The organism is Morganella sp. GD04133 (assembly GCF_029835375.1).
In the GTDB taxonomy this organism is placed as follows: domain Bacteria; phylum Pseudomonadota; class Gammaproteobacteria; order Enterobacterales; family Enterobacteriaceae; genus Morganella; species Morganella morganii_B.
On sequence record NZ_JAODZS010000032.1, the window covers coordinates 36,948 to 56,144 of the forward strand.

Sequence of the window (19,197 nt, forward strand, 5' to 3'; positions counted from 1 at the left end):
CCGCCCTATTTTGTCAGGGCTATCCGGTTTAGTGTAGCGATTTATTTTTTTAGCGGAGGAACCCCGATGAAAATCGTCAGTTACAGTACCAAACATTACGACAGCAAACATATGGATTTGATTAATCAGGATCCGCGCTTTCAGTATGATATCGAATATTTTGATTTCCCGCTGACACAACAGACCGCAAAAAACGCAGTGGGTGCCGATGCTGTCTGTATCTTTGTTAATGATGATGCGAACCGGGAAGTATTACAGGAACTGGCGGATCTCAATATCAGAATCCTCGCACTGCGCTGTGCAGGTTTTAATAACGTGGATTTAGCCGCTGCAAAAGAACTGGGTATTCAGGTTGTCCGTGTTCCGGCCTATTCACCGGAAGCCGTGGCAGAGCATGCTGTCGGCATGATGCTGAGCCTGAACCGCCGTATTCACCGGGCTTATCAGCGCACCCGTGATGCTAACTTTTCTCTCGAAGGTCTGACCGGTTTTAATATGCATAACCGCACTGCTGGGGTTGTCGGGACAGGCAAAATCGGGCTGGCCGTACTGCGGATATTAAAGGGATTCGGGATGCGTCTGCTGGTCTCTGACCCTTACCCTAACCAGACAGCACTGGATCTGGGTGCAGAGTATGTCGATCTGAACACCCTGTTTGCACAATCTGATGTGATTTCTCTCCACTGCCCGCTGACACCGGAAAACCACCACCTGCTGAATGAAGCCGCATTCGCCAAAATGAAAGACGGTGTGATGATAATCAACACCAGCCGCGGAGCACTGATTGATTCCGTTGCCGCGATTAATGCCCTCAAACAACAAAAAATTGGCGCGCTTGGTATGGATGTATATGAAAATGAAAGGGATTTATTTTTTGAGGATAAATCAAATGATGTGATTCAGGATGATGTGTTCCGCCGCCTTTCCTCCTGTCATAACGTACTGTTCACTGGTCATCAGGCGTTTCTGACAGAAGAAGCACTGCTGAGTATCAGCGAAACCACGCTGGAAAACATCACTGCCCTCTATAATGGTGAAACATCCTGTAACGCAGTGTTACAAAATTAGTGACTACTACACAGAACATTACAATTTAATCCCGGGGATTTTATCCTGTTCTCCGGGATTTTGGTTATAAAAAAACCAAGAAACATAAACTTAGGCAGTGTCATTAAGTTTATTCTCAATTTTGCTCATCTCAATTTTTGATGCTAAGATTCGCCTCAGTTTTTTGATGAGATTTTCTCAATAATCACGGCAGCTGATATTCTCTTCGATATTGGTCAGATTTAAGAGTAAATATATTCCGGATAAAAGAAGCCCCGAACGGGGCGGACAGGATACAGATATTGATATTGATTAACCTATTTTTTGTTTTAATGTCCGCATTATAACTCATACTTAATAAACAAAGCCTAAATAAAGAGAACACACACAACAGACACAGTTTTGTTACGGCATTCTCTTTGTTATGGCTCTGTTTAATTATATTGATGTAACATTGCATCTATAAAGTAAGACGCAGCAACCATATATTATCATTAACCGTAAACTATCATTCGTGATGTTATTAGCGGAGGCTTTCCCATAATATTAAAACGGGATACTTCCGGTTAATATCGAATACAGAGAGTAAAAATATGTCTATGTTAAACCGTTTAGTTTTAATTGCAGGTATTGCATTATCTTTTGTCGCACACAGTGAGTCATTACAGGGCCAGCAAGGCGGTGTCATTCATTTCTACGGGTCACTGACAGAAGCACCCTGCACTTACCGGGTATCCGGTAACAGTGTGAATACCGAATGCTACCGCGCCGGTGATACGACCAAATTTAATGGCATTATTCAGGCAGGTAATAAACTTAACGGCACATTAATACCGGATAATATTGGTGAAGTAAACATCACCCCTGTTTCATCTGATTCAGAAAAACATATTGTTACTGTAAGCTATCGCTGATTTGGTAAAGATATACTACACAGCAAATATAAAAACAAAATAACGGGGTCATTAAAAACAACATATATCCCGTAAATTCAAAAACAATAAATAACAGACCTCACTTAAATCAAACATCTCCGGGTGTTTGATTTTTTTATTTGTGATAAAGAAAAAACCATCTCCATATCCGCCATTGTTACTATCAGATTCAGCCGGTAGTTCTCTTTTCTGTCATATGGTACCGTTACCTTTAAATTAAGTGATTTTAATGATACCGGTAAAAAAAAGAGGCAAAATTAATGGATGACCACCTGGTAATTCTGTTACAACGCTTGCAAACCACTGCGCCTGAATCACAGGTCATGTTCACCCGTGATGAACTGAATATACTTATCCGGGCACTCGCTGCATACACGGCAACCCCGGCGGCCTCACTGATTGTCACCCTCCGGGACTCCGGCGCCGTCAGCCGTGCTGTTAACTACGGCTGGAATGAGGAAGAAAAGCAACAGACGGAACAGCAAGGCGGGCAATATATCCCGCTGTTCCGTCATGATCTCAGCGACTGAACTATTCCCCGGCCAGGGCACGCGGGAACAGTAAGTTATTCTCCAGGCTGATGTGTTCCATCAAATCATCGATGAATGTATTGATGCCGTTATACAGCACCCGCCAGGTTGTGCAGGCTTCCTCCGGCGGTGTGACATTGTTGGTGATAAACTTAATAACCTCCACAATATCCCCCGCATCATCATGCTCTGCTTCCATCACCTGTACCGGCCCTGCCGCCTGCGGCCCCATGCCGTTGCAGATCATCGGAAACAGCACCTGTTCCTCTTTCATCATATGTGAGGTCAGTTCTTCATGCAGTGCAGTCAGCTGCCGGGCCAGCCCTTTCGGGACACTGGCTTTGGCAGCATGTACCCGCTCCACTTTTTCTGCCTGTAAAATCAGCTCCGGCAACTGTGCGCGGTGGCGATCGTGATAACGGGTAATAATAAAAGCGATAATGTCGCCCAACGGCGCTTTCCGCCAGTCCTGCACCGGTGCCTCATCTTTCAGGGCGAGTAATGCCTGTTCAATTTCATCGATATTCAGGGATTTTTTCTCTGCCGCTGTTGCCAGCGTCCGTTTTCCGCCGCAGCAGAAATCCAGGTCATAACGGCGGAAAAGTGCCGATGCACCATTTACAGACAGTGCCAGTTCACCCAGGGTTTTTTCACGTAATGTCATTTTTGTTACCTCAGAATTCAGTCGTAAACGGTGATAATCAGTGCTGCGGAAGCTGACGTAACAGCGTAAATGCATCACTGAGTTTGTCTTCCGTTACCGCAAACGCATGCAGGTTTCCGGCGCTGTCATGGCCTTTGGCGATCATGCCACGGTGGCTGATATCAATACTCCACTGCAAATCCGGATGACGGAAATTCCCGGCAAGCTGTACCGGCAGATCCGGCGTTTTTACCCTGATAAGCATCGGCGGCAGTGTCAGTTTTCCCTCTCCGCCGGTCAGATTTTTCGCCAGACAAACCGCACTGAGCATAATCGGCTGCAGATACTGCATCACTTTGCCGTCAATTTCCGCGCAATCGCCGAGAGCATAAATATCCGGGTCGGATGTCTGTAATGAACTGTCTGTCACAATACCGCGCCGGACAGTCAGACCGGCCAGCTCAGCCAGCGAAGTATCCGGTTTCAGGCCGGTGGCGGCAATCACCACATCCGCCCGGGTCACACAATCATGATCAAAGCGGGCTTCGATGCCGTCTTTCGTTTTTATCAGTGACTGCAACTGTGTGCCGGTCAGCACCCGAACCCCGGAGGCAGACAGGTTATGCCGCAGACGGCTGCTGAGCTCTGCGGGCATCAGTGACGATAAAATACTGGCGGCCATATCCGCCAGGGTAACAGTTTTACCGGCGCGGCAAAAATCCATAGCCAGTTCTGTGCCGATAAGGCCGCTGCCGAGGATCAGTACCCGCTGTGCATTACGCAGCGGTGTTTCGTGCTGCTGAAAGTCCTCACGGCTGTTGAGTGTCACCATCACTTCATTACCCGGCACCAGCGGGCGGCACGGCGTTGCGCCGGTCGCCAATACCAGCTTGTCATAGCGCCATTGCTGCTGACCACTGCTGATAAGATGCTGTTGTGCATCAATGCTGCTGATCCGGGTATGCGGGAACAACGCCACATTATATTGCTGTGCAAATTCCGGTGCTGACTGCCGGATAAGATCAGCGGCACGCTGATTCAGGCTTATCACATGGCTTAAATCCGGTTTGTTATATTCATCGATACTGTCTGCCGCAATCACCGTCAGCGGCACCTGTGTATCAGCTTTGCGGATATTTTTCACCAGCTGGCGGGCAGCAAAGCCTCCCCCGATAATTACAATGCCTGCGCTCATACGGCCTCCGTCGCCAGGACATCAAATACCTCTTTGCCGAGAGAACACTCAGGGCACAAAAAGTTGTCCGGCACGCAGGACCACGGTGTACCCGGCTCCACGCCCTGCATCGGCTCACCTTTTTCCGGGTCATAAATCCACTGGCACACGCTGCACTGCATGCACGATCCCAGATCCTGCGACGATACATTAGTGACAGTGTCACACTGTATTGCGTCTTCTGTTTCATTTACAGCTGCCGCCGGTTGCGGTGCAACCGGATTTGGTGTCTGCACTGCCGGTCTGCTGACCGCCGGTAATACCCCGGTCGCCCACTGACGCGCCAGATCACGCCCGTACTGACGGCACTCTTCAAGGGTATTCAGATCAGGACGCCATTTTGCTTTCAGTGACATCGTGGTTTCAAAACCGGCATCCATCAGCCGGGTCTGCACACGATCAACCGCGCCGCCGTTCCAGCCGTAACTGCCGAAAGCCGCTGCTTTTTTATTGCGGAAGCGCAGGCCGGTTAATTCCTCCAACATACCGGCAATTTTCGGCATCATGACATTATTCATGGTGGATGAGCCCACCAGCGCGCCTTTTGAACGGAACACACTGGTAATGATGTCATTTTTGTCGCTGCGGGCGATGTTAAAAATTTTCACCGCCACATCCGGGTCCGCTTCATTAATCCCCTGTGCGATTGCATCAGCCATCATGCGGGTATTATTGGACATGGTATCGTAGAAAATCGTGATGCGATTTTCCTGATAATCCGCCGCCCATTTCAGATACCACTCCACAATTTGGGTCGGATTATCGCGCCAGACCACGCCGTGTGAGGTCGCGATCATATCCACCGGCAGCCCGAACCCGAGGATCTCATTAATTTTCGGGGTCACCAGGCGGCTGAACGGTGTCAGGATGTTGGCATAGTAGCGCTGGCACTGCTCAAACAGCTCCGTCTGATCCACTTCATCATTAAACAGCCGCTCGTCACAATAGTGCTGACCAAAGGCATCATTACTGAACAGAATGGCATCTCCGGTCAGATAGGTCATCATACTGTCCGGCCAGTGCAGCATCGGGGTTTCGACAAAAATCAGTTGCTTGCCGTTGCCGATATCCAGGGTGTCCCCGGTTTTCACCACATTAAAATGCCATTCCGGGTGATGGTGATGGCCGTTAATAGAATCAATGGCATTTTCAGTACAATAGATCGGCGTATCCGGAATTGCCGCCATCAGTTCGGTTAATGCGCCGGCGTGATCTTCTTCCGCATGGTTAATGACAATGTAATCAATATCGTTCAGGTCGATTTGTGTCTGTAAATGCTGCACAAACTCACGGCTGAATTTGTGATCAACCGTATCAATCAGGACATTTTTCCCCTCGCGGATCAGATAGCTGTTATAGCTGCTGCCGAGCAGGGTTTTGTATTCTGTTCCGTGGAAATCGCGGACTTCCCAGTCACGCTGTCCGACCCAATGCACATTATTTTTTACATGAATAGCCATTTGATAGTTACCTTCTGTTTTTATGCTTCGTTACAGAGAGATAATCAATTTGCGTGCCAACTTTTATTGTATTGTTTTATAAGACTTTTAAATTTTACCGGGAAAAGTAAGTGTCAAAATGACTATGCAATTAACTGTCAATATGACATTGTGTTGTCATAATGACAGCGGAGGACAACATGGGATTTTCAGTTGATGTACTTACCGGCATTGCCATTGCCTTACAGCGGGATATCGGTCATCAGGATCGCTTTCAGCGTCTGGTCTCCACGCTGCGCCGGGTACTTAATTGTGATGCGGCTGCACTGCTGCGCTATGAGTCACATCAGTTTGTTCCGCTGGCGATTGACGGGCTGTCGCCGGATGTTCTCGGCCGCCGCTTCCGGCTGGATGCGCATCCCAGACTGGAAGCCATCGCCCGCGCCGGGGATGTCGTCCGTTTTCCCGCAGACAGTCAGTTACCTGATCCTTATGACGGGCTGATCCCGGATCATATCCATCTGAAAGTACACGCCTGCGCCGGTCTGCCGCTGTTTGCCGGGCAAAACCTTATCGGCGCGCTGACACTCGACAGTCTTGCTCCGGATCAGTTTGATACATTCAGTGATGAGGAATTACGCCTGATTGCTGCTCTGACCGCCGGGGCTCTCAATAATGCTCTGCTTATCGGCCAGCTCGAGAACCAGCAACTGGCATTCAGCGCCTCCGCCGGACTGGCAGCAGGGCAATCCGGCGGGCAAACCGATATTATCGGCCTTTCGCCCTGCATGATGCAGTTAAAGAAAGAGATCGCCATTGTGGCCGGTGCGGATATGAATGTGCTGGTCAGCGGCGAAACCGGCACCGGTAAAGAGCTGGTGGTGCAATCCATTCACGAATTATCCGCCCGCCGTGATCACCCGCTGGTGTATCTTAACTGTGCGGCACTGCCGGAAACCGTGGCGGAAAGTGAACTATTCGGGCATGTCAAAGGTGCATTTACCGGGGCTATCAGCAACCGCAGCGGAAAATTTGAAATGGCGGATAACGGCACCCTGTTTCTGGATGAGATTGGTGAATTATCTCCAGCGTTACAGGCCAAGCTGCTGCGGGTCTTACAGTATGGTGATATCCAGCGGATCGGGGATGACAGGCCGCTGCGGGTAAATGTCCGCGTGCTGGCTGCCACCAACCGGGATCTGCGGGCGGAAGTTGCTGCAGGCCACTTCCGGGCCGACCTGTTCCACCGGCTCAGCATCTTCCCGCTACAGGTACCGCCGCTGCGGGAACGCCACGATGATATCCTGCTGCTGACCGGCTATTTCTGCGAACGCTACCGCCAGGCATTTGGTTTACCACAGGTGGTGATAAGTCCTGCGTTACGCCTGGCACTGCTGCACTATCACTGGCCGGGTAATGTACGGGAGCTGGAACATGCAGTACACCGCGCCATTGTGCTGGCGCGTGCCACCGGCAACAGTGAAGAACTGCTGTTACAGCCTCATCACTTCTCACCGGAAGAAATCCCTGAACCGGTTGTCAGCCCTGAATCCGCCCCCGCAGAAGCCGGGCAGGATCTGCGCACGGCCACCGATACCTTTCAGGCAGAGCTTATCCGCACTGCCCTTACCCGCAGTGACGGCAGCTGGGCTGCGGCGGCCCGCCGTCTCGGTATTGATGCCGGAAATCTGCACCGGCTGGCAAAACGCCTGGGGCTGAAATAATCCCCGGACAGGACTTTTTGACAAATGTCATAGGGTAAGCCGCATTTAATGTGACAAAACTCTTTTAGGCTGATATCGTTCCCAACCTTTCAGAGAAAAAACGTATTCCTGAGAAACAAGTTTCCCCTTTAAAGAAAATATCACATTTTCTTTTATTTTATTGTCGTCACGATGGCGGTAAACCCATCTGAGCTCATGTGCAGTGATCGCATTACCATAATCACCTCGTTTATCGGCAATAGAATTAATAAAGTCAATTAGTCGATCAACGCAAAAAATAACTTTACGTTCTCTTACTTTAGTCTGAAATTCCAGCCCTGCTTTACTTGTTTTTATCAAAATATCGTGCTCGAAAAAATCACTAAAATGTTCGTTTGTGACATTATAACGCTTATGATTATCAAGGAATTTTTTAAACTCAATACCACGAACACTATCATTTAATAATGCTTTGATTCGAACGTCAGAATTGAATTTTTTATAATTCTTCTTATCCAGGACTGCATCAGTAAGTGTATTTTGTAAGATGATATCTTTTCTATTAAATTTGTTTATTTTTTCTATAATATTTTTTATGGGGTGTCTTATCTCTGTCAGACCATACAAAACATCTCCTGATTCAAATTTTATAGATGACGCAGTATAAATATCATTAAACATTATGTCCTGTCGATTATAGCATCCCGGATTAAAAGAAATGTTATCCGTGTCGATATTAACATTTCGTGGCAAATCTATTGGTGAAATATCCCACTGATTGTTTACCTGGGATGTTATCGTTATTTTTGACAGAGTTTCAGGTAACTTTGTTGGAATTCCTCCCTCCTTTTGGGTAAAATGTATGTCCAGTTCGTTTAACTGACCTGGCAGCGCCGGTATTTTAGTTACACTATTGTTATCGGTGTAGTGTAGTGAGAGCGTCAATAAGCCATCGGGTAAGTTTGGAAGGCTGAAATTATCCCCAGTAATTTTAATTAATTCAAGACCAGATGGGAATTCATGAATTTTAACTTTATCACATTTCTCAATCCTAAGTTCTTTTAGGTTAGTAAAAGAATCAGAGGTTATTTCGTCTTCATAATTACATTCATAAATGTTAAGATTACACACTCCATCAGGTATAGATGAAATTTTATTTACTTCTCCTATATTAAGTTCTTCTATTCCATTTGGGAGATCTGAAATATCGAGATTTTTGCAATAATTAATGTTCAGTTTTTTCAAACTATCAGGTAAAACTGGAATTGATTGTAAATTTTTCAGATTACTCAATTCTAATGACAGTACTCCCGCCGGGATTGGCGGTAATGAGGAAAAATCACAGTCTCCAATAGCAAGATTGCGAATTCCATCAGGTATAGATGAGATTTTTTTTACTGATTTCATCTCCAATTCTTCTATTCCATTTGGGAGATCTGAAATATCGAGATTTTTGCAAAAATTAATGTTCAGTTTTTTCAGACTGTCAGGTAAAATTGGTATTGATTGTAACTTTTCTATATATCTCAATTGTAATGACAGCATACCCTCCGGAATTGGAGGTAATGAGAAAAAATCACAGTCTCTGATAGTGAGACTGCGAACTCCATCAGGTATAGATGAGATTTTTTTTACTGATTTTATCTCCAATTCTTCTATTCCATTTGGGAGATCTGAAATATCGAGATTTTTGCAAAAATTAATGTTCAGTTTTTTCAGACTGTCTGGTAAAAATGGTATTGATTGTAAATTTTTCAGATTACTCAATCCTAATGACAGTACCCCCGCCGGGATTGGCGGTAATGAGGAAAAATCACATACTCCAATAGCGAGATTGCGGACTCCATCAGGTATAGATGAGATTTTTTTTACTGCAACTATATCCAGTTCTTCTATTCCATTTGGGAAGGTTGAAATATCGAGATTTTTGCAATAATTAATGTTCAGTTTTTTCAGACTGTCAGGTAAAACGGGTATTGATTGTATATTTTCCATATCTCTCAATTCTAATGACAGTACACCTTCCGGGATTGGCGGTAATGAGGAAAAATCTGAGAAGGAAAAGCTCAGTGATGCAGATTTACCTTCCAGGCAGTCCCGCATTTTCTGTACAACGACATTACGGGCTTTAGCTTCTTCAGGCGGCGATTCCCTTATCCAGTCTGACCAGACAACCTCATACTCTTTCGCCCGTTGCGAGGGCGTTGTGAGGGTATGTATAATCTTATGTCCCTCACATTCCACAATATACCCGCCAGCATCATTAAGGGTCAGCGACAGTATTTCCCGGCTGTTTTCGTCCAAAATACAGAAGTGGTTTTCCGCGTACCGACCGGACCGGATGTTTTCCTCATATCCCGGATACGCGATCTTTCTGAGCTGTTCAAAGCTGCCGGCCACATCTTCTCTCGTCGTTCTGACCGTCGGGTGACAAATCTTTCGTATGCATTCCAGTGCGTCAGACTCATGGGTCTGGCAGAAAAAAACCTTAATTTTTTCCCATACACTCACGTAAGGGTAAATATCAGAGTTGGCTATCTGGTTAATGTGGTTGTTACTGACAGCAGCAGAAAAATATCCTGACTCAAGGTGAAAGGGCATAACAAATACTCCTGTGTAAAGACATATTAAGGACGCAGGGTGAAATTAGTTTACAGGCGAGGTGCCGTTAAAAAATAATGAGGATGATATTATCTCGCCGGCAAGTTAACCACATCGGTAGATCAGATGATTTTTTAAAGAATTAAACGTCATTTAAAATGGCTTAAAAGAGTGGTTCAAATATATGTTCAGCGGCAGCATTATGCGGTGTGGGTATCGCAAGAGCGATACAGACCTGCGGAATACCGGACAACAGTGCGGAAGCTGGAACATCCCGTGCACCGGCTGGCAAAACGTCCGGGGCTGAAATAATCCCCGGACGGGACTTTTTGACAAATGTCATAGGGTAAGCCGCATTTTCTGCACTATGTTATGACCTCAAATGAAAATGATAACCATTACATTTATGAGGTCAGGGATAATGCAGAATAAAATCACCCGCCGCAGGCTGACACACTGCCTCGCGCTCTCACTTACTGCCGGTGTCTCCGCTGCGGCAGCGGAACCCGCGCCGGACACCCTTATTGTCACTGCCGCAAAGCAAAGCCGCCTCGCGCCGGATGCCGCTCAGGAAAAAGAAAAACTGGAAAATATCGCTGGCGGCACCAACCTGATTATGGTTGAAAAAGATACCCGGCTGGCGACGCTGCATGATGCGCTGGATTATCAGCCCGGCGTACTAGTGCAGAATTTCTTCGGCGGTATTGATCAGCCACGGCTGAATATCCGCGGCTCCGGCGTACAGAGTGCCCCGCTGGCACGCGGTATTCTGCTGATGCAGGACGGACTACCGGTCACCGATGCGGACGGCAGTTTCCATATCAGCACCCTGGAAATGCGGGATGCACGGATGCTCAGTGTCCGGCGCGGCACCAACAGCCTGAATCCGCAGAGTAACAGCCTGGGCGGCGAACTGGATCTGATTTCCTATACCGGCCGTGACGAAGGCGGACGCCTGCGTTATGAATACGGCTCTTACGGCCGTGAAGGTTTGCAGACCGCCTTCGGCGGTGTATCAGATGACGGACGCTTCGACGGACGCATCAATTTCACTTATGACCATTTTGACGGCTACCGCAAACATTCCTCATCACAGCGCAAAACGGTACGCGGTAACTTTGGCTATACCGGGGATAATTTTGAAAACCGCACCTCCCTGAACTGGACCGATCTGCGCTTTGATGTCGCCGGGCCGGTTTCCGAAGCGGTACTCGATAGTGACCCGACAGAGGTTTACCCGATGGTCTGGCTGCGGGATCCGCACCGCAATGTGGAGCAGTTCCGTGCCGCCAACCGTTCCGACTGGCAGATCGATAATCAGCGCATCAGTGCCGGTGTCTGGTATATCCGCACTCATGATAATTTCACCACCCCGGCGTATTACCGTTTCAGCCAGAGCCACAGTGAAGGTATGCAGCTGGGCTGGCAGATGGAAACCGAGCCGGTCTCCTGGCGGGCGGCACTGGCGGCGGATCATATGAGTCTGGCAACCGATCTGATGCAGAACCGGCGCGGCACAAAGATGGACAAAACACCGATCGGTAAGTTTGACGGCAACGCAGACAATATTTATGCCTCTGCCGGTGCCGGTATTCATCTGACACCGGATCTGACCCTGAATCTGGATCTCAAAGCCACACATGCGCGGCGGAATACAGAAAAGCGCAACAGTTCCGTTTCACTGGATCAGAGCTGGACTTTCTGGACACCCAAAGCCGGGGTGATCTGGCATCCGGCGGATAATCAGCGCTGGTTTGCCAACGTCAGCGCCAGTCAGGAGCCCGCAACCTTCCATGAAATCATTAATTCCTCTGACGGTCGCCTGACAAAACTGGAGCCGCAGAAAGGTGTGACGTTTGAAATCGGCGGTGACGGTGATATTACCGAACAGCTGAAATGGAATGTGGCGCTCTACCGCAGCTTTATCAAAGATGAATACATCACAACTTATGATTCAGAGGGAAATATCACCGGTGTCTTTAATTATGCCGCCAAAACCCGCCATCAGGGGCTGGAAGCAGGCATTAACGGCGTCATTCCGGCGGGTCCCGGTGATGTGGAATACAAACTGGCCTGGACGTGGAATGATTTCCGCTTTATGGGCGGCGAATATAACGGCAATTATATCGCCGGGATCCCGCGCAATATCGTCTCGGCGGAAGTGCTGTACCGCATCGGCGACTGGCGTTTCGGCCCGAATATTCACTGGGCACCGACCGATATGGCTGTCGATCACGAAAACCACCTCGATATTCAGAAGCGCAAACACTATGCCGTTCTCGGGCTGAGGGGCACTTATCAACCTGCGGAGAACTGGTCGCTTTATATGTCGATGGATAACCTGACCAACGAGCACTATGCGACCACCTCTGTGGCGAACCGCTCCGTTACCGACAAAGACAGCACCCTGTTCCCGGGGATGGGATTCAGTGTCAACGGCGGAATCACCTATAATTTCTGATCTTACTGAAATAAAAAATCCCCGCCGGACGGGGATTTTTTATTTCTTCAGAACGGACGCTGCGCCGGAATAGCCAGTTCCGCCAGATAGGATTCATTGGTGATCCGCACCGCGTCTTTATCAATCCCGATAAACGCTTTCTGCCGCCAGCCGGAAAACAGGCGGCTGAGGGTTTCATAACGGACACCCAGTTTTGCGGCTAACTGCCCGCGCGATAACGGCAGCACCACACAATCCGATTGCTGACACCGTTTCAGATCCAGCAGATAAGCCGCCAGCCGCTGCTCTGCGGAACTGGAGGTCAGCCAGTCGATATGGTTGATATTCTCATACAGCTTCAGACTGAACCGCGCCAGTAACTGCGCCATAATTGCCGGACAGGCATGACACAGTCGTAAAATCGCCTGTTTATCCAGCATCAGCGCACTGCTGTCTGTTCTCGCCCGCAGGCTCATCGGGAAACGGTTATGCGGCATAAAGACAGCGGCGATCGCCACCAGCTCACCGGCAGTAAACATACCAAATACTTTTTCCTCTCCCGACCAGGTATGACGGAAAACATCAATTTGTCCGCTGATCATCAGCGGACAGGCTTTTACTGTCTCCCCTTCACGACTTATCAATTCCCCCGCCGCAAACTGACGATGTGTGCTGTCTGCCAGTACCCGCGCCAGATCATCATCCTCTGCCGCCTGAAATAACGGACACGACCGGAGGATCGCCATTTGCTGTGCGGGGGCATGGGTCTTTTTGACAAATGTCATAGGGTTTTCCTCTCAGTGCGGCCAGAATAAATACAATTATAAATGATAACCAATCGCATTATCAATTTAATCATAAAATAAAAGGCGAATAACCTTATGATTAGTAATAGACTTACATTATTGCCGGTCCTGTTTTTTACCTGCACAACAGCAGCTTATGCCGCAAAAGGTGCCGTGCATTTCACCGATATGTCACAGCAGCATATTGAACTCGCCGCACCTGCACAGCGGATTGTGGTGATCCCGATTCCTGCCGCCTCCATGCTGGTCAGCGTTGACGAGAACAGCAAGCGGCTCGCCGGGATGCATCCCTTCGCCGGTGTCGCCGCCCGTGACGGCATGCTCAGTGTGATGTTTCCGGATGTCCTCTCTGTACGCAGTGATGTGGTGGGAAATGATTTCGCACCCAATATTGAAGCCCTGCTCTCGGTTAACCCGGATCTGGTCTGGCAATGGGGACACCGGGGCGATGACATTATCACGCCGATGCGCAATGCCGGCCTGACGGTCGCCACGCTGGATTACGGCAAAGAAGCCTATACACAGGAGTGGTTAACCCTGATGGGGAAAACCCTCGGTAAAGAAACCAAAACGGACGGGCTGATTGCCTGGCGCAAACAAGTGATCAACCAGCTGGAAAACAGTGTTGCCGCCATTCCGGAAGCACAACAGCCGCGCGTGCTTTATCTTTCCCATTTTAAACAAAGTATTCAGACGTTCGGATCCACCTCTCATAACAATGCGGATTTTGCACTCGCCGGAGGTGTCAGCCTCAACCGTGACCTGACCGGTCCGCGCACCCTGAATATCGAACAGATTCTGGTGTGGGATCCGGACATTATCCTGCTGGGTAATTTTGAGGCCGGGCTGGCACCCGCGGATATTTATAACAACCCGATGCTCAGTGATGTGACGGCGGTAAAGAATAAACGGGTCTATAAACTGCCGATCGGCGGCTTTATCTGGGATGCGCCAAATCAGGAAACACCGCTTTACTGGCAGTGGCTGGCTCAGATTTTTCATCCGGAAAGTGCGGTATTTCCGCTGCGCGAGGAGATCCGCAAACGCTATCTGCAACTGTACGGCTATTCCCTCACTGAGGCAGAAACAGACCGTATTCTGCAGCTTGATCTGAACCGGGAAGGCCGTGATTATCTGACACTGATGGGGCGGCCGTGATGCGAAAATCCCGTCTGCAATGGTGCCTGTTATCCGCCCTGTTATTACTGACCATCGTGCTTGCGCTGTGTGCCGGGCGCTATGCGGTATCTGTAACAACGGTTCTGCAAATCATGGCGGATACCCTGATCGGACGCAGCCCGTCTGCGGAATACAGCCGCACCGCTGAAAATGTGGTGTTGTATGTCCGTCTGCCGCGCATTCTGATCGCCGGGCTGGCCGGTGCCGGGCTGGCGGTTGCCGGTGCCGCCTTACAGGGCATCTTCCGTAACCCGCTGGTGGGACCGCAGATTATCGGTGTTTCATCCGGCGCGGCGCTGGGCGGCGCACTGGCACTGCTGCTCTTCTCCTCTTTGTTTATCACTATCAGTTTTGCTTTTCTCGGTGGTCTGCTGGCTATTGTGCTGGTCTTTTTGCTGGGACTGAACCGGTACGGCAGCAGTCTTCTGATGCTGATCCTCGCAGGCGTGATTATTAATGCTTTTTTTGCCGCCCTGATTTCGCTGATCACCTATTTTGCGGATCCGAACAATACCCTGCAAACCATCGTGTTCTGGCTGATGGGGAGTTTTGCCACCGCAACCTACCTGAAAGTGAGCGTGTTACTGCCGGTTGTCATCATTGCAGGCGGGATTATTTTTGCCCTGCGCTTCCGTATCAATGTGCTGTCCCTCGGCGAAGAAAATGCTCAGGCGCTGGGACTGCCGGTCACAACAACCCGCTGGACTATCCTGGTCTGCGTCACGCTGATCACCAGCGCCACCGTGGCCGTTTCCGGCACCATCGGCTGGGTCGGACTGATTATTCCGCATATCGCACGACTGATCAGCGGACATGACCATCGCGTCCTTCTGCCCGCCAGTGCCCTGACCGGCGCGATTTATCTGATCGCCGTCGATACCCTGGCGCGCAGTATGACCAGTGCCGAGATCCCGTTGAGTGTCATCACCGCGCTGATCGGGGCACCGATTTTCGCCCTGCTCATTCACTCCATGAATAAAAAGGTGGCAGACCTGTGATCCATGTTAATCAGCTCAGTTACCACACCGGTAAACGTCCGTTATTTGACGCACTCACATTCCGCCAGCCGCCGGGCACTATCGCCGCCATTCTCGGCCCGAACGGACGAGGGAAAACCACGCTGCTGCGCCTGCTGCTCAGCCTGCAAAAAGGGGCAACCGGTACTGTGCGGCTCAGTGCACCGGCAGCCTATGTGCCGCAACTCAGCGGTGCGTTGTTCAATTACCCGGTCCGCACCATGGTCAGCCTCGGCAGGGTTCGCCATCTGCCCTGGTATGCATCCCCGTTGCGGCGTGATCATGACATCACCGAACAGGCAATGGCTGACCTCGGATTAACCCCGTTTGCGGACACCGCATTTAACCTGCTCAGCGGCGGTGAAAAACAAATGGTGATGATTGCCCGCGCACTGGCCGGTGAACCGGACATTCTGATCCTGGATGAACCCACTTCCGCGCTGGATCTGGCTAACCAGGACACAGTTCTCTCTGTTCTGAAAATGCTGGCCGCCGAACGCGGCAAAACCATCCTGTTTACCAGCCATTATCCGCAGCATGCCCTGCATATTGCGGACTATTCACTGTTACTGTTTGACGGCACACAGGCGCAGTTTGGTCAGACATCCGCACTGCTGACGGAAGAGAATCTGGGAAAGCTGTATCAGCTTCCGGTTTCTGTCGTGCCGGTTAACCACCCGCACCGGCAGACCTGCGGCGTGATCCCGCTGTTCCGCTGAACCCATTTATTACCTGATTAACCATAAGGATATTTATTATGAGCAATAACACGATTACCCCGGCAGAAGCATTAGTGATTGCCGACCTGGTCAACTACACCGAACAAGGCATTTCCAGCCGTGTTCTCGCTAAAAACGGCGGCGGCAATATCACCCTGTTTGCCTTTGATAAAGGCCAGGCGCTCTCTGAGCACAGCGCCCCGTTTGATGCCATTGTAATGATTGCCGAAGGTTCACTGATCCTGACCATTGCCGGAAAACCGGTGACGGCAAAACCCGGGGATATTGTCCGTATGCCGGCCAATATTCCTCATGCTGTGGACGCGCCGGAGCGGGCAAAAATGCTGCTGGTGATGTTACGTGAACCGGAAAACAAACAGGACTGAATAATGGAAAGCACACATACCGGTCATGAAGCCGGACACAAGTTTCTGGCGCGTCTGGGTAAAAAACGCCTGCGCCCGGGGGGCCGCACCGCCACAGAATGGCTGTTATCACACAGCGGATTGCAGACCGACAGCCGGGTGCTGGAGATTGCCTGTAATATGGGCACCACCGCGATTGAAATCGCACAGCGTTTTCAGTGCCATATTACTGGTATTGATATGGATAAACAGGCACTTGCCAATGCCCGGAAAAATATCCTCACTAACGGATTATCGCACCTAATCACCGTGCAGGAAGCGGATGCCTCAAAACTGCCGTTCCCGGATAATCATTTTGATGTGGTGATCAATGAAGCCATGCTGACCATGTATGCGGACAAAGCCAAAGCCCGCCTGTTACAGGAATATTTCCGTGTGCTGAAGCCCGGCGGTCGTCTGCTGACCCACGATATTGCGCTGACAGCGCGGCGTGAAAATGAGTGTGTCACACAGGAAATGCAGGCCGCTATTCATGTCAAAGCACAACCGATGCTGAGTGATGACTGGCTGGCACTGTTCCGTGACGCAGGTTTCCGTGATGTGATCCGTTCGGAGGGTGCGATGACACTGATGACACCAAAAGGCATGCTGCACGATGAAGGACTCTCCGGCACGCTGAAGATTATCCGCAACGCCCTGAAAAAAGAGAATCGCCCGCAGTTTTTACAGATGTTCCGCCATTTCCGGCAGAACCGTGATCGCCTGCGCTATATTGCCGTTGTCAGTACAAAATAATAAGCAGTGAGTTATGTCGTAAAGGTGAAAACCACCGGATTTGTTAAGTCCGGTGGTTTTGCAGAAATTATCTGTTTAAAACATCAATCGCTTGTTTTTCACCGTCGATATCTTTAATGAAAAATGTAACTCCAATCGAACGCCGGTGAGGATTGATTTTTTTTGCCTGCTTTTTCTGTAAAACTGTTGAGGCCGTATACGCATATTTTCCATTATCCTGATACTGAATATCAGGTGCAGGCAGGCACTTATTTTCATCTAATTTAACAGGACTGTCACTATAATCCATATCTGCGATGGTTTTTTGTGCTTTAAAATCAAAAACATTGATGTATGTAATGTATTCATCATCAAATGCATTTGAGGTTTTAACACATAACTTACCAGCACTCATACTGACGTCACCGTTGACTATTAATGGTCTTGGGTCATTCGCATGCCAGCATCCGCCCAACAGAAATACCAGAGGAACAATTATAAGTTTGTGCATATCAATCCTACAAAATAGTTTTCGGCAGAGCTGAACGATATAAATCCATGATGGTATCTGGATTTACCTTCCCGTTAAATCCAATATAGTTTGCCTGGATGCCATTGATAAACTCTCTGACTCCAAATGTTTTTAAAACAAAATAGTCAGCAACCACATTGGCTTGTGCTTCCATGCCAAAATCACTTAACTTACTTTTGGTATTAAGTGAATAACTATAATCGGCAAAATTACTAAATAACCCTCTTGTTCTGACCCACATCCCGTTCTGATGCTGCCAGACATGAGTAAGCTCATGCATAAAAAGGTGTTTGAATTCAATTCGTTCCTCTGAAAAATCATGCTTATACAACGCTGCTCTAAAGTAAATATCCCCATTCGGCGCCATGGCTACATTGTCTGACTGCATGCCGAATGGCAGATAACTATCACAATGAACCCAGACATTATAGGACATTGAATTACCAAATATGGTTTTAGCCATTGCCATTTCACCGAGCGTTATTTGCCTCAGCATCGGCTCTTTTATTTCTTTCTTTTTATTTTCCTGCGTAATAATACCCATGCAAACTCCCTTTATATATTACCGGACACCCCTCACATATAGCCCGGATTACGCATTAACTCCATAATTTATTCTGCTGTGCCGATGACAGCCTGTTTATTAAGAATAATAACCCACCGGATTACGGGTTATACCGTTCCGGATTACGCTATATTCATCCGGAACAGTATCATTGCTGACGTATAACTTAAAACCCGCCCTCGGGCTTATTCAGAATATGAGGTAGCAGTAAACTAAAGTGCGTTAATGTACGTTAATAGTATATAGAACAACAAAGCCTTACCGCAAACCCAATTCTGATGTGCATGCATTTTGAGTTGATTTGCGGTAATTTTTTGCCCCATCCATGCCCCGGCACCAAAATTCCCCTGCTATACTCCCATCATCACCCATCACTCAGAAACCACCATGCACAATCTCGCCAACCTACCCAAAGATGAAATGGATAAAGTTAACGTCGATTTAGCTGCATCCGGTATCGCGTACAAAGAAAGACTCGGACTGCCGTATGATCTGTACGAAACAGAAAACCAGCAGCCCGAGCATTTACGCCCGTACTTCAGAGAGAGACTTGAGCACTACAGGGAGATCGGGAAAAGGTTTCCGCGTGGGTTTGAGTATCAGAAGGAAGACTGAGGCTTAACCGGCCAGTTGATATCCGGGGCGGTGGATACGTCCAGCGTCTGCAAC

At 48.9% G+C, this 19,197-nt stretch carries 18 protein-coding genes; 11 read left to right on the top strand and 7 right to left on the bottom strand.

Annotation, left to right across the window (positions count from 1 at the left end):
• The first annotated feature begins 66 nt into the window (after positions 1–66).
• The 3 genes from N7387_RS15725 (at position 67) to N7387_RS15735 (ending at position 2,512) form a co-directional block, all read left to right on the top strand.
• Positions 67–1,068, top strand: coding sequence for a 2-hydroxyacid dehydrogenase (locus tag N7387_RS15725; RefSeq protein WP_262859204.1), 1,002 nt, complete (start codon positions 67–69; stop codon positions 1,066–1,068).
• A gap of 572 nt (positions 1,069–1,640) precedes the next feature.
• Positions 1,641–1,961 carry a hypothetical protein gene (locus tag N7387_RS15730; RefSeq protein WP_279800193.1) on the top strand — a complete coding sequence of 107 codons (321 nt, stop codon included), beginning with the start codon at positions 1,641–1,643 and terminating at the stop codon, positions 1,959–1,961.
• A 281-nt stretch (positions 1,962–2,242) separates the two neighbouring features.
• Positions 2,243–2,512 carry a hypothetical protein gene (locus tag N7387_RS15735; protein ID WP_279800195.1) on the top strand — a complete coding sequence of 90 codons (270 nt, stop codon included), beginning with the start codon at positions 2,243–2,245 and terminating at the stop codon, positions 2,510–2,512.
• Between the two features lies 1 nt (position 2,513).
• On the opposite strand, the gene ytfE is transcribed toward N7387_RS15735, so the two are convergent.
• From ytfE to norV, 3 genes are read right to left on the bottom strand one after another with little or no spacing between them, the layout of a single operon-like run.
• On the bottom strand, positions 2,514–3,176 hold the full coding sequence (gene ytfE / locus N7387_RS15740; RefSeq protein WP_262859207.1) for an iron-sulfur cluster repair protein YtfE: 663 nt from the start codon (positions 3,174–3,176) through the stop codon (positions 2,514–2,516).
• A gap of 37 nt (positions 3,177–3,213) precedes the next feature.
• Complete coding sequence (gene norW, locus N7387_RS15745; RefSeq protein WP_279800196.1) at positions 3,214–4,350, bottom strand: NADH:flavorubredoxin reductase NorW; 1,137 nt, start codon at positions 4,348–4,350, stop codon at positions 3,214–3,216.
• Positions 4,347–5,849, bottom strand: a complete 1,503-nt coding sequence (gene norV, locus N7387_RS15750) for an anaerobic nitric oxide reductase flavorubredoxin (RefSeq protein ID WP_279800197.1) — start codon at positions 5,847–5,849, stop codon at positions 4,347–4,349. Before norV ends, norW begins: the two co-directional genes overlap by 4 nt.
• Before the next feature lie 179 nt (positions 5,850–6,028).
• Here norV and norR point away from each other — a divergent pair, with 179 nt between their 5' ends.
• Positions 6,029–7,552, top strand: coding sequence for a nitric oxide reductase transcriptional regulator NorR (norR, locus tag N7387_RS15755; RefSeq protein ID WP_279800199.1), 1,524 nt, complete (start codon positions 6,029–6,031; stop codon positions 7,550–7,552).
• Between the two features lie 45 nt (positions 7,553–7,597).
• Here norR and N7387_RS15760 read toward each other — a convergent pair whose 3' ends face one another.
• A complete protein-coding gene (locus tag N7387_RS15760; protein WP_279800201.1) occupies positions 7,598–10,132 on the bottom strand; it encodes a hypothetical protein in 2,535 nt (844 codons plus the stop codon).
• 421 nt (positions 10,133–10,553) lie between these two features.
• Between N7387_RS15760 and N7387_RS15765 the strand changes: the two genes are divergently transcribed.
• On the top strand, positions 10,554–12,593 hold the full coding sequence (locus tag N7387_RS15765; RefSeq protein ID WP_279800203.1) for a TonB-dependent receptor: 2,040 nt from the start codon (positions 10,554–10,556) through the stop codon (positions 12,591–12,593).
• 47 nt (positions 12,594–12,640) lie between these two features.
• Here N7387_RS15765 and N7387_RS15770 read toward each other — a convergent pair whose 3' ends face one another.
• Positions 12,641–13,357 carry a Crp/Fnr family transcriptional regulator gene (locus N7387_RS15770; RefSeq protein WP_279800205.1) on the bottom strand — a complete coding sequence of 239 codons (717 nt, stop codon included), beginning with the start codon at positions 13,355–13,357 and terminating at the stop codon, positions 12,641–12,643.
• 96 nt (positions 13,358–13,453) lie between these two features.
• Between N7387_RS15770 and N7387_RS15775 the strand changes: the two genes are divergently transcribed.
• From N7387_RS15775 to N7387_RS15795, 5 genes are read left to right on the top strand one after another with little or no spacing between them, the layout of a single operon-like run.
• The gene (locus N7387_RS15775; RefSeq protein WP_279800206.1) at positions 13,454–14,536 is read left to right on the top strand and encodes an ABC transporter substrate-binding protein; all 1,083 of its coding nucleotides are present in this window, start codon (positions 13,454–13,456) and stop codon (positions 14,534–14,536) included.
• Positions 14,536–15,555 (top strand): iron ABC transporter permease, encoded by a 1,020-nt coding sequence (locus tag N7387_RS15780; RefSeq protein ID WP_279800208.1) that lies wholly within the window; start codon positions 14,536–14,538, stop codon positions 15,553–15,555. The genes N7387_RS15775 and N7387_RS15780 overlap by 1 nt, the downstream gene beginning before the upstream one ends.
• Entirely contained in the window at positions 15,552–16,292 is a 741-nt protein-coding gene (locus N7387_RS15785) for an ABC transporter ATP-binding protein (RefSeq protein ID WP_279800210.1), read from the top strand. The genes N7387_RS15780 and N7387_RS15785 overlap by 4 nt, the downstream gene beginning before the upstream one ends.
• Positions 16,293–16,330: 38 nt before the next feature.
• Positions 16,331–16,678: a cupin domain-containing protein gene (locus N7387_RS15790; protein ID WP_004237520.1), complete on the top strand. Its 348-nt coding sequence runs from the start codon at positions 16,331–16,333 to the stop codon at positions 16,676–16,678.
• Between the two features lie 3 nt (positions 16,679–16,681).
• Positions 16,682–17,452, top strand: a complete 771-nt coding sequence (locus tag N7387_RS15795) for a class I SAM-dependent methyltransferase (RefSeq protein ID WP_279800213.1) — start codon at positions 16,682–16,684, stop codon at positions 17,450–17,452.
• A gap of 67 nt (positions 17,453–17,519) precedes the next feature.
• Here N7387_RS15795 and N7387_RS15800 read toward each other — a convergent pair whose 3' ends face one another.
• Entirely contained in the window at positions 17,520–17,942 is a 423-nt protein-coding gene (locus N7387_RS15800; protein WP_347815238.1) for a putative T6SS immunity periplasmic lipoprotein, read from the bottom strand.
• A gap of 7 nt (positions 17,943–17,949) precedes the next feature.
• Entirely contained in the window at positions 17,950–18,507 is a 558-nt protein-coding gene (locus N7387_RS15805) for a type IV secretion protein Rhs (protein WP_279800217.1), read from the bottom strand.
• 408 nt (positions 18,508–18,915) lie between these two features.
• Between N7387_RS15805 and N7387_RS15810 the strand changes: the two genes are divergently transcribed.
• On the top strand, positions 18,916–19,143 hold the full coding sequence (locus N7387_RS15810) for a DNA polymerase III subunit theta (protein WP_279800219.1): 228 nt from the start codon (positions 18,916–18,918) through the stop codon (positions 19,141–19,143).
• Positions 19,144–19,197: the final 54 nt, after the last annotated feature.

Coding starts and splice junctions, on each gene's coding strand:
- N7387_RS15725 (WP_262859204.1), top strand. CDS start 67: ATGAAAATCGTCAGTTACAGTACCAAACATTACGACAGCAAACATATG.
- N7387_RS15730 (WP_279800193.1), top strand. CDS start 1,641: ATGTCTATGTTAAACCGTTTAGTTTTAATTGCAGGTATTGCATTATCT.
- N7387_RS15735 (WP_279800195.1), top strand. CDS start 2,243: ATGGATGACCACCTGGTAATTCTGTTACAACGCTTGCAAACCACTGCG.
- ytfE (WP_262859207.1), bottom strand. CDS start 3,176: ATGACATTACGTGAAAAAACCCTGGGTGAACTGGCACTGTCTGTAAAT.
- norW (WP_279800196.1), bottom strand. CDS start 4,350: ATGAGCGCAGGCATTGTAATTATCGGGGGAGGCTTTGCTGCCCGCCAG.
- norV (WP_279800197.1), bottom strand. CDS start 5,849: ATGGCTATTCATGTAAAAAATAATGTGCATTGGGTCGGACAGCGTGAC.
- norR (WP_279800199.1), top strand. CDS start 6,029: ATGGGATTTTCAGTTGATGTACTTACCGGCATTGCCATTGCCTTACAG.
- N7387_RS15760 (WP_279800201.1), bottom strand. CDS start 10,132: ATGCCCTTTCACCTTGAGTCAGGATATTTTTCTGCTGCTGTCAGTAAC.
- N7387_RS15765 (WP_279800203.1), top strand. CDS start 10,554: ATGCAGAATAAAATCACCCGCCGCAGGCTGACACACTGCCTCGCGCTC.
- N7387_RS15770 (WP_279800205.1), bottom strand. CDS start 13,357: ATGACATTTGTCAAAAAGACCCATGCCCCCGCACAGCAAATGGCGATC.
- N7387_RS15775 (WP_279800206.1), top strand. CDS start 13,454: ATGATTAGTAATAGACTTACATTATTGCCGGTCCTGTTTTTTACCTGC.
- N7387_RS15780 (WP_279800208.1), top strand. CDS start 14,536: ATGCGAAAATCCCGTCTGCAATGGTGCCTGTTATCCGCCCTGTTATTA.
- N7387_RS15790 (WP_004237520.1), top strand. CDS start 16,331: ATGAGCAATAACACGATTACCCCGGCAGAAGCATTAGTGATTGCCGAC.
- N7387_RS15795 (WP_279800213.1), top strand. CDS start 16,682: ATGGAAAGCACACATACCGGTCATGAAGCCGGACACAAGTTTCTGGCG.
- N7387_RS15800 (WP_347815238.1), bottom strand. CDS start 17,942: ATGCACAAACTTATAATTGTTCCTCTGGTATTTCTGTTGGGCGGATGC.
- N7387_RS15805 (WP_279800217.1), bottom strand. CDS start 18,507: ATGGGTATTATTACGCAGGAAAATAAAAAGAAAGAAATAAAAGAGCCG.
- N7387_RS15810 (WP_279800219.1), top strand. CDS start 18,916: ATGCACAATCTCGCCAACCTACCCAAAGATGAAATGGATAAAGTTAAC.